Raw genomic sequence first — 12,787 nt, 5'->3', positions numbered from 1 at the left:
GGCACGGCGATGAAGGCCCACGTCTAGAACAACAGTCCGAACAGCCGCTTTAGCAGGTCCTCGAGGGACATCATCGTCAGCGCCAGCGGCACGATCGGCACCAGTACCGCAGCCGCGAGGCGCACGATGGCATCCTTGGTAATCGGGGCGATTCGCATCGTGCGGACGACGTCGAAACTGTTCGCGAGATCGGCAAGCGATTGAATATCGGCGCTGCCCACGAACGCCTCGCCAGCGGGCGAGCCGCCCCGCAGCCATTTGGCGTCGAACTCGCGCACATAGCGCTCCGCCAACGTGCCGTATTCGCTCAGGCCCGTGCGCTTCGCCTGAGCCAGCTGAGGCGCGAAGACCAGCAACGGAGCAAAGACCAGGCACAGCAGGAAGAGAACCATCGCCCCTGTCTCGACCTTGAATTCCGTGAGTGCGGCCCCGGCGAAGAAAATGCGGTTGGCGAACTGAGCGGCGAGCATCGCGCCGTGCGCAACGAGGAGGGTCGTGAACGCGTAGACCGTGTTGGCAAGAAATCCCAAGCCGCCGACGCGGTCCGGATGCGTGGGAACAAGACTCAATTCAATGCGCGATACCTGCCACAGAAAGCGCGTCCAGATGAATAGCCGGAAGTACCAGCGGATCAAGAGGAACTGGAATATCGGCACGCTCACATAGCCATACCAGAATCCGGCGAGCGAAAGCGACAGGCCGCCGGAGCCGGGCACTGCGTACCATGATGTCGTCGTTTGCAGCGCGGTGTATTGGCGCCAGACAACGAGGATGCCCACGCCGTACACGAGCGCGATCATCAGCAACTCGGCGGCTATCGAGTTGCGCAGACGGAATGCGGACCTGACGACCTCATCGAAATGTGTGACGGACGCTTCCGGAATGATCTTCCTGTCGAGGAAGGCTCGCGCGATCGGACGCAGCCGCCGATGCACAACCAGTTCAGCAAGGATCAAGAGAGGTACTGCCACCAGGAAGCGAATATGAACCTCCAGATCCAGCAGGAACGGCACGGCCACACTGCGGCCCAGCAGGTGTCCGTCCAGAGCAGAGAGCACTAGCAATGGCAGCCACGCCACAAGGGAGATCACGAGAACCCGCTGTCGTACGAGCTCCAGCGCATCGTCGGCCATGTGCGTCCGGCGCAGCAGCTGGAAGAGAGGGCCGCCCAGAACGAGGGAGAAATTCTGGGTGTCGCGCAGGATGTCTTCAGCAGTCGGGATCGTATGGTCTGTTCTTTGTGGTCCCAAGCCCATATAGCGATTCACGGTTCGGTGCCTCCTTCTGCTCATTCATCTCGAGCGTCGGCATTCACTTCGCAACATGCAGACGCGACGACAAAAGCATCTTGCCGCCCGCAAGGCGACGAGGACGATGGGCAGGCAGCCTCACACATCGTCATCGGCTTGAGTCTCATGCTAGAGCCGGGACAGGTCGCGCAGATTAATCCAGGTCATGCTTGTGCGATATGGCGTGTCATCATCGTGGATTCGTTGAGAACATATGGCGATGATCGGACTTGAGCGCCACAACACTGCAGGCTGAATTTTTTTCCCGGAAGCGCCGCTGGTTCGAGCAGATGCTGTCTCATCTTTGAAATGTGCACCTCTCCGGATGGCTTGAATGAGGCAAGATATATTCGGACGAGGCGCGATCGGCGGCATCTCACCGTTTGCGTTGCGCACTCGGACGTACGGAGATGTGCCATGAAAAATCTCACGAATACCTGCGCGGCGCTTGCTGCGTTGGCGCTCCTGCTGACTGGAAATCCCTCAGCCGGCGCGACACAAGGCGGACGACATTTGAGCGAAACCGAGTGCCGTGATCTGGCCGCGACTAAAAGCAACGCTCCAAAGACGAGGTCACAGCATCGAAGCGAGCTTTCAGCGCTGAGCAAGGCGGGCTACAACCCGTCGCCGTGGCACGACGATCCAAACTACCCAGCGGATCTGCACGCGGCGCAGCGCCGGGTCGATCATTGGTTTGAAACGGAATGCAAGGCGTCTCAATCCAAGTGAGATACCCCCACAACCACTACAGTCCTTTTGAGCCTTGGAGCATGGCCCGTATACCGCCCCACGGGCCTCGCTTTCGACGAATGCACATAGCAATTGCGAAGTGCCGCTACGGAGTGGCACAACTGAGCACTATCGACGAAAGCGATTGACCCAATAAAGCCTCATGCCGAAACTAGTGAGGCACTCGCGTTTTCATACTCACTGTCCTGGACAGCAATGGTCAGTTGATCAATCCATTGTGCGAGAGTCCGGACGCAGATAGGACAGCAGCATGTCGACATGCAGCCTGGAAATCGACTCATGGTTGCGCTGCTCTGCGTAATTTCGGCCAGTGAACGCTTCCAGGGTGAAGCGGTTCGACACGACGTAATAACCCATCCCAACCAGGGTCACGTAGAAATCGAGCGGATCGATACCCGGCCGAAACTGCCCCTCCGAAGCGCCGCGTTCGAGGATTGCGCGCAAAAGGTCAACCACCGGGGAGATCGTCTCACGCAACCTGCTTGACCGTTCGAGGTAACGCCCTTCGTGCAAATTTTCGTTATTGACGAGATTGAGCCATTGGGGATTGTCTCGAAGGTGTGTCCAGATCGATTGCGCCAGCTTCCGAATCGCGTCGGACGGCTGCAGGCCGGACAGATCCAGGCTGCCCTCTCGCTCCGCAAACTGGGCATACATGGCTTCGAGCACTGCAACGTACAGCCCTTCCTTGCTCGTGAAGTAGTAGTAAAGCATTCGCTCGTTCGTGCCGGCTACCGTCGCGATAGCATCGACGCGCGCGCCTGCGAGGCCGAACTTCGTGAACTGCTCGGCGGCGGCTTCGAGAATCCGCCGCCGCGTGCCTTCGGGGTCTCGTTTTACTCGTAGTTCGCTCATATCTGGGCTGCGATAGATCAGATGGCGACAACTTAATTAATAGCTGCAAACATGCCGCCCGTCATTGGCACAAACACCGATCGGCGCCCGGATATCGATTTGTCGGCCGAGCGTCCGACGATTCTCGACCGACTAAAGGTTCTCTGGCCGACTTGGAAATCCCGCAACACGACCTATACTAAAAGCAGCCGCGCGGAAGCCGGCCCCTGACACAAAGGCGGATGAGAAATCGTTCGTTTGGGGCGCGGTAGCGGGGCCACGGAAACGCCTGCGCATCGTGCAGGCGTTTTCTTTTGCGACGCATGAGGCGTCTTCGGCGCCGCGCTCCTTTTAGTCGAACCAGGCGAGTGTCTGCCCGCTCACAGGCACGCGCACGAGCGAGGTGAACGTCATGGAATTCGTTCTTTTGCTTACGATTTTCCTCACGTCGAGTGGATATCTTCTGAAGGCTTCGATTCCGCCAGATCCGCCGTCGGCGAATGCGTCCGCTTCCCCGACGGCGACTCCAGCGAGCACCGAATCCTTCGGCGGAAACAGGACGATACTTCCCTAGCGAAGCGTGACGTCCTGAAAGCCATCACGCACGCCTGCTTAATCGAAGTTGGCGCAATGAACGTTCGCTCACTGGCATCCGATCCCCGGTTTTGACTTTGAACTATCGTCACGGCAGAGAGGACGGCGAATCACGCGTGCCCGGTCACTTCGGCATGAGGACTCTGTCGACAACCATGATGACGCCATTACTCTGCATCACGTCATACGTCGAGATGCTGGCCGTGTGGCCCGACTCGTCGGCGACGGTAATGTTATGCGGGCCATTCTCGGAGAAGGTCAACGTGTCCCCGTTCACGGTTTTGAGTTCTGCCTTTCCTGCACCGTCCTTGATCGCCGTGTCGAGCTTACGAAAATCGTAACGTCCGGGAATGACGTGATACGTGAGGATGCTGGCAAGCGTGGCCTTGTTTTCAGGTCTCTCGAGTGTTTCGACTGTGCCGGCAGGCAACGCCGCGAACGCGGCATTGGTCGGCGCCAGCACCGTGAATGGGCCCTTGCTCTTCAGCGTCTCGACAAGACCCGCCGCCTTGACTGCCGCCACGAGCGTTGTGTGGTCTGCGGAGTTGACCGCGTTTTCCACGATATCTTTGCTGGGATACATCGCCTGCCCGCCTACCGTGACGGCTTCACCTGCGGCGGCCATAGCGGACGCGGTCATAGCAAAGGCAGCTATCGTGAGGATCATTTTGCGATTCATGCTGGTCTCCAGAAGTCGCGGCACATTATTGCGCCACTGTCGGCATATACGGGAGACCTCAGCATCTGGATGCAAATGGAACGCCCCATGAACGGCGTCGTGGACGCATTGGGTGCGGGAACGATCGACATGGAGAACTACATCCATTCGGTTGATCGCCGAAAGACACGCAGACTCTCACCGCTCCATCGAAACGAGCGGCGCGACGAATTGCTGGAAGTGAGGCGACCAGATCGGGATTGACCGGTCGACATTAAACATGCCGTGACCGTTGTTGCCGAATGGCGGTTCGATGATCAACTGCCCCTGACCGCCTGCTGCCCGAAAGGCCGAATACCATGTCCTGACCACTTCAGGTGAAAAGTACTGGTCGTTCTGAACGTAATGCCAGAGAACGGGAACACGGGTGGTCGATGCGAATTGCGCGATGGTGTCGGCCATCTGCTGAGGATCGCACGGAACGCCCGGATGTTTCAACGGGTCCCCTCCTCGACCGCCCGAGAAGTTGACGACCGCAACCACGCCTTTCGGTGCATAGCTTGCGGCCGCCAGTGAAGCGAACCCGCCCGCTGATTGCCCCACCAGCACAACCCGGTTTCGATCGACTTGAGGCAGGCTCTGCGCGTATGTGACTGCTGCAAGCACATCCCGCGCCGCCTCCTTGCCGGCATTCGCGTAATCGGGGTTCCGGCAAGAGCGGATCTCTTCCTCGTCGGTGCCGCCCGTCGCCCCGTAGCCACGCCGGATCGGCACGATGACAGCAAAGCCGAGACCGACGAACGTCCGTATCTGCGGCAACTTGCGAAAGCGGCCGATCTTCGGCCGATCTCCCGGATCAGGCGGACTACCATGACTCAGGACGATCAACGGAAAGGGGCCAGCGCCATCGGGCATGTAGATCGTGGCCACGATGTCGCGCACATGGTCGCCGAGTAGTCCGTGCTCGTTGACGGGGACTTGCACGATGGTTTCATGGAGGTCGACGGCAAGAGGCTCGACCTCATTGACGGTCGATGCGCACCCCGCCACGAACCTAATCAATATGATAAGTGTTATGAAGAGACTCAGACGAGTGGACGTTCGTGTGTTGCGACCGATGCAGTCACGCTTCACTTCTCACCTCGCTCAAAGGGATGATGGCAAGGGAGCATAGCGCGAGAGATTGAACAGAACGAGTAAACGATGAAGTCGAACCACTCGACATGCTTTCCCGAGGACGAGGAAGAGGCCGCTGCAACAGGATCGCTCCATGACTGGCACATAGAACGGGTATTTCCGCGCTTCGAACGATTCCCTTAGACTTGTTCCACCGACAACGAACAGCTGGCCGTCAGGAGACAAGCATGAATAGCCGGTCCGAAGCCTTTCAGGAACGTACCGAACAAGCCGCCGATTTCGTCGCGCCCACGCACGCAGCCGGACTCAGCGCAACGCTCGATTACGCTCAGCCGCCGATCGACGGCGACGCGCTTCCGCCCTTGTGGCACTGGATTTTCTTTCGTCCGTCCGCCGCGCAGTCCTTGATCGCGGAAGACGGGCATCCGAAAAAGGGCGACTTTCTGCCCGATCTGGGCCTGCCGCGCCGCATGTGGGCGGGCGGACGGCTTCGTTTCGAATCGCCGATCATCGTCGGCAAGACGATCGCGCGCGAGTCGCGCATTCTCGATGTGACCGAGAAGCAAGGCAGGACCGGCAAGCTCGGCTTCGTGACCGTCGCGCATCGCATTTCGTGCGATGGCGCGCTCGCTATCGAGGAAGAACACGACATCGTCTATCGCGAGCCGGCCGCGCCCGGCGCACCCGCGCCCACGCCGACCGCCGCGCCCGCCGATGCCACGTGGCAACGTACGCTGGTTCCCGACGAAGTGCTGCTCTTCCGATACTCGGCGCTGACATTCAACGGTCATCGCATTCACTACGACAAACCTTACGTCACCGAGGTCGAAGGTTATCCCGGCCTCGTCGTGCATGGTCCGTTGATCGCCACGCTGCTCCTCGATCTCGTGCGCAGACAGCGTCCCGATGGCCGCGTCGTCGAGTTCGCGTTCAAGGCCATGCGTCCCTGCTTCGCCGGAAACGCGCTTCATCTGTGCGGCAAGCCGTCGGCGGATGGCAAGACGGTGGAGTTATGGTCGAACGACCACGAAGGGTGGATCGGCATGACCGCCCGCGCCACGCTCGCCTAACCCGCTCCGGAAGATCTCATCATGTTCAATACCACCGCCGATGCTCATCAGGACATTCGCGATGCCGTGCGCGATCTCTGCGCGCAGTTTCCATCCGAATACTTCCGCAAGGTCGATGAAGAACGCGGCTATCCTGAAGCTTTCGTCGATGCGCTCACCAAAGCCGGATGGCTCGCCGCACTGATCCCGCAAGACTACGGCGGTTCGGGGCTTGGCCTGACGGAAGCATCGGTCATCATGGAAGAGATCAATCGCTCGGGCGGCAACTCGGGCGCGTGTCATGGCCAGATGTACAACATGGGCACGTTGCTGCGGCACGGCTCGAAAGAGCAGAAGGAACGTTATCTGCCGCAGATCGCCTCGGGCGCATTACGCCTTCAGTCGATGGGCGTGACCGAGCCGACGACCGGTACCGACACGACGAAGATCAAGACGACCGCGCATCGCAAGGGCGATCGTTATGTCATCAACGGGCAGAAGGTCTGGATCTCGCGCATCCAGCATTCGGATCTGATGATTCTTCTTGCGCGCACCACGCCGCTCGCCGATGTCACGAAGAAGAGCGAAGGCATGTCGATCTTTCTCGTCGATCTGCGCGAAGCGATCGGCCACGGCATGACGGTTCGCCCGATCCCGAACATGGTCAATCACGAGACCAACGAGCTGTTCTTCGACAACCTGGAGATTCCCGCCGACAACCTGATCGGCGAGGAAGGCATGGGCTTCAAGTACATTCTCGACGGCCTCAACGCGGAGCGCACGCTGATCGCGGCGGAATGCATCGGCGATGGTTACTGGTTCATCGACAAGGTGTCGCAGTACGTGAAGGAGCGCGTGGTCTTCGGCCGGCCGATCGGACAGAATCAGGGCGTGCAGTTTCCCATCGCGCGGGCGCTGGTCAATGTCGAAGCGGCGAACCTCATGCGCTACAAGGCGTGCGAGCTTTTCGACAAGCATGAGCACTGCGGCGCGCAAGCCAACATGGCGAAGCTGCTGGCCGCCGATGCCTCATGGGAGGCCGCGAACGCGTGTCTGCAATTTCATGGCGGGTTCGGCTTCGCATCCGAATACGACGTCGAGCGTAAATTCCGCGAAACGCGTCTATATCAGGTCGCGCCGATTTCGACGAATCTCATCCTGTCCTACGTCGCCGAGCATATTCTCGGTCTGCCGCGATCCTTCTGATTCCGCGCATCTGCATTGACCGTAATCGCTCGTACGCAGAGCCGAACGTTCGACGTCGATGCGACGCTAGAACACGCCAAGCGAGAGCCCGGCCGCCAATCCCGCGCCGAGCTCTGCGCAGCGCGCAAGGTCGGCCCTGCCGATGACCTTGCGCGCCAGAATGCGCTCCGGCGTCTGTGCATGCGTACAGACGATGATGCCCGGCGCCACGGCTTTGAGACGCCATCCCGTGGCGATGCGTTCGATCTGGCGCAATGCGCCTTGCCCATCGCTGCCGGCACAGATCATCGCCGCATACGGACGTCCGTTCACGCGATCGAGCGCCGGGTAGTAGCAGCGGTCGAAGAAGTCCTTCATCAGACCCGACATCGTCGCGAGGTTCTCCGGCGTTGCGAAGAGATAGCCGTCGGCCTGGAGCACGTCGTCCGGACCTGTTTCGACGGCCCGCTTCATGTCGACCGAGACACCGGACTGCTCCCGAGCGGCGGCCGCTGCTGCCTCGGCCATTTGTTGCGTGCCTCCGGTCATCGTGTGATAGACGATCAATAACTTCTTCATGGCGGCTGCGTGTTCCCGTTCCGGTTTTTTGCAGACTGTATTTTCGCCCATTCAGTGTATCGTTGAGACGATCCAACAGAAGTCGCCGGAATAGCCCAGCCTCATCGCGGCGCGAGATAGCCCGACCGGCGAGCGAACCCACACCCGGAGGATCGAACGATGACGAAGTACCTTATCTCCTTCCCCGCATCGGCGATGGACATCTCCGACGAAGACATGCCTGCGGTTGGCGAAGCGGCGCGCGCGGTCATACGCGAGGCGAAGGAAGCTGGCGTCTATGTGTTCGGCGGTGGTGTTAACGAGCACGTCGCGCCGCTGATGGTCGCCGCTGACGGCACTGCCACGAACGAGACCTACCCGCAGACCAAGGAGTTCGACGGCGGCTTCTGCGTCCTGGAACTTCCGTCGCGCGAAGCCGCCGTCGAATGGGCCGCGAGAATCGCCAAGGCCTGCCGCTGTTCACAGGAACTCCGCGAGTTCGGATACGACCCGGAGAGTTGACCGGCGGGGTCGCAGCCGGATGCGAACGAGGCGGCGGCACGCCACCCGAGGCTTGCGCCGGCGCGTCTGCCTACGAGGACTTTTTGCAGGCGGTGGCAGATCGGAAGCACCTAAAACAAACGCCTTCCCGTCATTGCACTACTCGCCCCGGAAAGCCTCGTCGATTTCCGGCCGCGAGAGATGAGCTACCGTATTGACGAGTGTCTTCGCGGCAGCGGCCAATGCGATAGCAACCATCGCACGGCGATCGAATCCCGCGGCTTTCAGGGCATTGACGTCGCTGTCCGATACCTGCGTCCGGTTCGTCGCGATTGCCCCGGCAAAGCGACGCACTGCTTCCAGCCGGGGATCGTCAATCGTGCCACCGTTGCGCAATGCCTGGACGACTTCAGCCGACGCGCCAAGTTTGGCTGCAAGCGTTGCGTGCACGGCAATTCCGTATTCCGCGGAGTTTGCGCGGCTTGCGGAGACCATCGCGACTTGCTGAGCGACGGGGTCGAGCGAACTCTCCCCAAGCGCCTGAAGCATCGAGATATAAGCGCCGAGCGCCGACGGCTCCGCGGCAATCGCATAACCCAGGTTAGGCACGAAGCCGAACACGCCATGCATGACATCGAGCAACCCTTTCGCCTCGGCAGGTGCATGTGAATCTCCAAGCACTCCGAACAGAGACGCACCTTGCGCCGAATCCACCGTCCGTGCCAGAAATGCCCGAACGATCGCCGCGACTTCGTCGAGATGCGTTTCTAACGGAAAGTGACCGGCGTCGACGAAGTGAACTTCCGTCTCCGGAAGATCTCTCCGGAAGGCTTCTGCACCCGCGGGCAGAAAAAATGGATCGTTCTTTCCCCAGACAGCCAGCGTCGGTGGACGATGAGTACGGAAATATTCGTGGAAACGCGGATACGCCGCCACGTTCGATTTGTAGTCGCGGAACAGATCGAGTTGAATGTCGGCGTTGCCGGGTCGATCGAGAAAATGCTGGTCGAGCGTGTACGACTCGGGGGTGATCAGCGATGTATCCGACTCCCCGTGCATGTACTGAAATGAAGTCGTCTCGGACTTCAGGAACGCGCGGAGGTTACTGCGGTTCTCGTCCGTGTCCGCTTCCCAGTAAGTGCGAATCGGATTCCAGGCCTCACTGAGACCTTCCTCATAGGCATTGCCGTTCTGTGAAATCAGCGCGCTCACGCGCTCCGGTCGCGACGCAGCCAGTCGAAAGCCGACGGGCGCGCCGTAGTCGAAAACATAAAGCGCGTAACGATTTAGGCCGATCGTATCGGTAAAGCTTTCGACCACTTCGGCCAGATGGTCGAACGTATAGGTAAAGGTGCTGGCTGCAGGTGCATCGGAGAAGCCAAAGCCCGGCAAGTCGGGGGCGACCACACGATATTTGTCGGCGAGCCGGGCGATGAGCCCGCGAAACTGGTGGCTCGACGTCGGAAAGCCGTGCAGCAAAAGGACGACCGGAGCGTCCTTGTGTCCGGCATTGCGGTAGAACACATCGATGGTCGATCCCGTGCGACGATCGGCAACAGAGACCGTTTGATAAGTGGGCGTAGCAGACATGACAACCTCCAGTTCGGCCAAAAAGTCGAGGCGAGTGCGGACACGAGATCGAGGCGAGATCGGTCCTTGCGGTAGACGAATGTGTGTGGAACTGCGCGACTTACGTGGCCGCGCAGCGCCGGAGATCAGTCAACGTGACCGGGAGAACAGGCGCGGCAACGACGTCGCCAGGAGACTGAACGAAGCCGCGAGAAGCACCAGGTCCTTCAGCAGAAACTGACCTGGCAGCGCGGAAATCGCGGGGAATCCGCCGGCAGTTGCTTCCGCTACCCCCGGTGTCGTGACAAAGAAAGTCAACGTGATCAGGTATGTCATCGCGGACATCGCTGCGCCGAGCGCGGAGAACAGCGGAACGAATGCGCCGGCTGCAAGCGCAACGCCGGTAGACAGTTCGATCGTGCCGATCACATAACTTGCACCCTGAATGCCGAATGCCGCGTGCAACCAGCTCATGATCGGGCTATTCGCGATGAACGGAGCAATGCCATGCGCCTCGTAGCTCGTGAACTTCATACCTCCAAACCACATGAACACGACAACCAGCGACCATCGCAGCAAAGCCTGCGAGATGTAAGTCCCTGAGGATCGCTCCGCGATTGCAAACTCCGACAACGTCGATTGATGAATCGATGCCATGATGAAACTCCGTGTAAATAAAATAACCAGAGAAATAGCCTCTCACTCGCAACCAGTCTGAGGTTGCGTTGCGAGTCGACGGCCCTGCTCAAGCGATAAATACCGACTTGATTTCCGCTGCGACCTGAGTCGCGTTTTCGTCGAGAACGAAATGCCCGGCATCGAGCCAGACGAGCTTTGCATGTGGAAGGTCACCCAAATATGCTCGCGCGCCGGGTGGAATGAAGAACGGATCGTTCTTTCCCCAGACGATCAGCGTTTTCGGCGCATGGTCACGGAACGCCTGCTGCCACGTCGCGTAGAGCCCGATGTTCGACTTGTAGTCTTCGAGAAGATCGACCTGATAATCCTGCACGCCTGGACGGTCGAGCAGCGCCTGGTCCAAAACCCAGTTATCCGGATTAATCGCCTCAGGATGCTTTGCACCGACCAGCCATTGATATCGCGTTCCTTCGAGGCTGAGGAAATCGCGTGCCGGCTTCTCCGTCTCGGGTGTCCGCTTCGCCCACAACGGCAGCAGAAGCTTCTTCGGTGCGTCGCCGACGCCTTCCATGTACGCGTTGGCATTCTGGATAACAAAGCCGTTCACACGCTCGGGACGCTGCGTGAAGAGACGAAAACCAATAGGACCACCGTAGTCCTGCAAGTAGAGAATGTACGAGTCGAGTTCGAGCGCATCGATCAAGCCCGAGACGTGTGCCGTCAGATTGTCGAACGTGTACTCGAATTCGAGGCGCCGCGGCGCGTCCGAATGACCGAAGCCTATGTAATCCGGAGCGATCAGATGAAACCGGTCCGCCAGTGCCGGCATCAGGTCACGATACATTCGGCTGCTGGTCGGCAGGCCGTGCAAAAGGAGAATCGTCGGCGACTTCCGGTCACCCGCCTCCCGATAGAAAATCTTCCGGCCGTTCACTTCTACTGTGCGATGGCAGGTGTGCGTGTTCATCGTTGGCTCCTGGTTGCGCGTCGTGAAACCAGTCTGCGCATTTCCAGAGAACGGCGATAGACACTAAGATGTGGAAGCGACCTCTCATTTTCTGGAAGGCCATGGACCAGCTCGATGCAATGGCGGTATTTCTCGCCGCAGTGGAAACCGGGAGTTTTTCGAAGGCAGGCCGAAAATTGGGCGTGCCGCTTGCCACGATCAGCCGCAAGACGGCCGATCTGGAGACACACCTGAAAGCCACGCTGCTGATCCGCTCAGCGAAGGGGCTCGAACTGACTCCGGCGGGCCGGTCCTACGCAGCGTCAGCGAAAGCGATTCTCGAGCAGGTGGTCGAAGCGGAGCGCACTGCGGCGGGGGAGTATGCGGAGCCGAAAGGCGACCTGGTCGTGACTGCGCCGATCATGTTCGGCAGGCTGCACGTGTTGCCCGTTGTAACGCGCTTCCTGGCTTCGTATCCGGAGGTGTCGGTGGGCCTGGTCCTGACCGACCGCGTCACCCATTTTCTTGACGATCAGGTGGATGTGGCACTGCGAGTCGGGGATCTTCCGGACAGTAACCTGGTGGCGGTCGGGTTAGGCTCGATCAGGCGCGTTGTGTGCGGCAGTCCGCTATATCTCGATACTCGGGGCGAGCCCGCCGGACCGGACGAACTCGTGCTTCACAGCGTGATCTCGTTCGAAAGCATATCGGCGCCGGCGCGATGGAGCTTCTGGTCCGATGGCGTCGAGATCAACACGCCGATACGGCCGCGGTTGAGCGTCAATACCATCGATGCCGCCATCGATGCCGGGCTTTCGGGCGCAGGACTGGTTCGGGCCATGTCCTATCAGGTGGTCGAACATGTACGGCAGCAGCGTTTGCGCGTCGTCCTGGAGAGATTCGAGCCTAAACCACGCCCGGTTCACCTCGTCTATGACAGGCAACGCAGGCTGCCTCTGAAACTGCGCACATTCGTCGACTTCGTGGTTCCGCGATTGCGGGATCGCGTGATGGAAGCGAGTCTTTGAGAATGCGAGCCTCCCGGTCGAGCCCCGCGCGACCCAAGGCTAAACTGCGC

At 59.8% G+C, this 12,787-nt stretch carries 13 protein-coding genes; 5 read left to right on the top strand and 8 right to left on the bottom strand.

What is annotated here, in order from left to right:
* Positions 1–23 precede the first annotated feature (23 nt).
* Positions 24–1,268, bottom strand: a complete 1,245-nt coding sequence (locus tag AWB76_RS14335; protein ID WP_244173351.1) for a hypothetical protein — start codon at positions 1,266–1,268, stop codon at positions 24–26.
* A 438-nt stretch (positions 1,269–1,706) separates the two neighbouring features.
* Between AWB76_RS14335 and AWB76_RS39170 the strand changes: the two genes are divergently transcribed.
* Positions 1,707–2,018 carry a DUF4148 domain-containing protein gene (locus AWB76_RS39170; protein ID WP_074171348.1) on the top strand — a complete coding sequence of 104 codons (312 nt, stop codon included), beginning with the start codon at positions 1,707–1,709 and terminating at the stop codon, positions 2,016–2,018.
* Between the two features lie 228 nt (positions 2,019–2,246).
* Here the strand turns inward: AWB76_RS39170 and AWB76_RS14330 are convergent, their stop codons facing one another.
* From AWB76_RS14330 to AWB76_RS14315, 3 genes are all read right to left on the bottom strand, one after another.
* Positions 2,247–2,894: a TetR/AcrR family transcriptional regulator gene (locus tag AWB76_RS14330; protein WP_061160781.1), complete on the bottom strand. Its 648-nt coding sequence runs from the start codon at positions 2,892–2,894 to the stop codon at positions 2,247–2,249.
* Positions 2,895–3,591: 697 nt separating this feature from the next.
* Complete coding sequence (locus AWB76_RS14320) at positions 3,592–4,146, bottom strand: fasciclin domain-containing protein (RefSeq protein WP_061160891.1); 555 nt, start codon at positions 4,144–4,146, stop codon at positions 3,592–3,594.
* A 177-nt stretch (positions 4,147–4,323) separates the two neighbouring features.
* Positions 4,324–5,109: a dienelactone hydrolase family protein gene (locus AWB76_RS14315; RefSeq protein WP_157696127.1), complete on the bottom strand. Its 786-nt coding sequence runs from the start codon at positions 5,107–5,109 to the stop codon at positions 4,324–4,326.
* Between the two features lie 380 nt (positions 5,110–5,489).
* On the opposite strand from AWB76_RS14315, the gene AWB76_RS14310 reads away from it, so the two are divergent.
* Together AWB76_RS14310 and AWB76_RS14305 are read left to right on the top strand one after the other, a co-directional pair.
* Entirely contained in the window at positions 5,490–6,332 is an 843-nt protein-coding gene (locus tag AWB76_RS14310; RefSeq protein WP_061160778.1) for an HTD2 family dehydratase, read from the top strand.
* Between the two features lie 21 nt (positions 6,333–6,353).
* Positions 6,354–7,517 (top strand): acyl-CoA dehydrogenase family protein, encoded by a 1,164-nt coding sequence (locus tag AWB76_RS14305; RefSeq protein WP_061160777.1) that lies wholly within the window; start codon positions 6,354–6,356, stop codon positions 7,515–7,517.
* Positions 7,518–7,583: 66 nt separating this feature from the next.
* On the opposite strand, the gene AWB76_RS14300 is transcribed toward AWB76_RS14305, so the two are convergent.
* Entirely contained in the window at positions 7,584–8,075 is a 492-nt protein-coding gene (locus AWB76_RS14300; protein WP_061160890.1) for a flavodoxin family protein, read from the bottom strand.
* Positions 8,076–8,234: 159 nt separating this feature from the next.
* Here AWB76_RS14300 and AWB76_RS14295 point away from each other — a divergent pair, with 159 nt between their 5' ends.
* Positions 8,235–8,576: a YciI family protein gene (locus AWB76_RS14295; RefSeq protein ID WP_061160776.1), complete on the top strand. Its 342-nt coding sequence runs from the start codon at positions 8,235–8,237 to the stop codon at positions 8,574–8,576.
* 138 nt (positions 8,577–8,714) lie between these two features.
* Here the strand turns inward: AWB76_RS14295 and AWB76_RS42895 are convergent, their stop codons facing one another.
* The 3 genes from AWB76_RS42895 to AWB76_RS14280 all read right to left on the bottom strand — a co-directional run bounded on the left by AWB76_RS42895 (position 8,715) and on the right by AWB76_RS14280 (position 11,730).
* The gene (locus AWB76_RS42895; RefSeq protein ID WP_061160775.1) at positions 8,715–10,145 is read right to left on the bottom strand and encodes an alpha/beta fold hydrolase; all 1,431 of its coding nucleotides are present in this window, start codon (positions 10,143–10,145) and stop codon (positions 8,715–8,717) included.
* A gap of 129 nt (positions 10,146–10,274) precedes the next feature.
* Complete coding sequence (locus AWB76_RS14285; RefSeq protein WP_061160774.1) at positions 10,275–10,781, bottom strand: YkgB family protein; 507 nt, start codon at positions 10,779–10,781, stop codon at positions 10,275–10,277.
* Between the two features lie 88 nt (positions 10,782–10,869).
* Complete coding sequence (locus AWB76_RS14280) at positions 10,870–11,730, bottom strand: alpha/beta fold hydrolase (protein ID WP_061160773.1); 861 nt, start codon at positions 11,728–11,730, stop codon at positions 10,870–10,872.
* 101 nt (positions 11,731–11,831) lie between these two features.
* Here AWB76_RS14280 and AWB76_RS14275 point away from each other — a divergent pair, with 101 nt between their 5' ends.
* Positions 11,832–12,737, top strand: coding sequence for a LysR family transcriptional regulator (locus AWB76_RS14275; RefSeq protein ID WP_061160889.1), 906 nt, complete (start codon positions 11,832–11,834; stop codon positions 12,735–12,737).
* The last annotated feature ends 50 nt before the right edge of the window (positions 12,738–12,787 follow it).

Source organism: Caballeronia temeraria (assembly GCF_001544795.2).
In the GTDB taxonomy this organism is placed as follows: Bacteria; Pseudomonadota; Gammaproteobacteria; order Burkholderiales; family Burkholderiaceae; genus Caballeronia; species Caballeronia temeraria.
The sequence above is the reverse complement of the archived record's forward strand: the minus strand, read 5'-3'. Positions and strand labels throughout refer to the sequence as shown.

Bases quoted from the DNA above. Each gene is read 5' to 3' on its own strand.
- AWB76_RS39170 (WP_074171348.1), top strand. From the start codon at position 1,707: ATGAAAAATCTCACGAATACCTGCGCGGCGCTTGCTGCGTTGGCGCTC.
- AWB76_RS14330 (WP_061160781.1), bottom strand. From the start codon at position 2,894: ATGAGCGAACTACGAGTAAAACGAGACCCCGAAGGCACGCGGCGGCGG.
- AWB76_RS14320 (WP_061160891.1), bottom strand. From the start codon at position 4,146: ATGAATCGCAAAATGATCCTCACGATAGCTGCCTTTGCTATGACCGCG.
- AWB76_RS14310 (WP_061160778.1), top strand. From the start codon at position 5,490: ATGAATAGCCGGTCCGAAGCCTTTCAGGAACGTACCGAACAAGCCGCC.
- AWB76_RS14305 (WP_061160777.1), top strand. From the start codon at position 6,354: ATGTTCAATACCACCGCCGATGCTCATCAGGACATTCGCGATGCCGTG.
- AWB76_RS14300 (WP_061160890.1), bottom strand. From the start codon at position 8,075: ATGAAGAAGTTATTGATCGTCTATCACACGATGACCGGAGGCACGCAA.
- AWB76_RS14295 (WP_061160776.1), top strand. From the start codon at position 8,235: ATGACGAAGTACCTTATCTCCTTCCCCGCATCGGCGATGGACATCTCC.
- AWB76_RS42895 (WP_061160775.1), bottom strand. From the start codon at position 10,145: ATGTCTGCTACGCCCACTTATCAAACGGTCTCTGTTGCCGATCGTCGC.
- AWB76_RS14285 (WP_061160774.1), bottom strand. From the start codon at position 10,781: ATGGCATCGATTCATCAATCGACGTTGTCGGAGTTTGCAATCGCGGAG.
- AWB76_RS14280 (WP_061160773.1), bottom strand. From the start codon at position 11,730: ATGAACACGCACACCTGCCATCGCACAGTAGAAGTGAACGGCCGGAAG.
- AWB76_RS14275 (WP_061160889.1), top strand. From the start codon at position 11,832: ATGGACCAGCTCGATGCAATGGCGGTATTTCTCGCCGCAGTGGAAACC.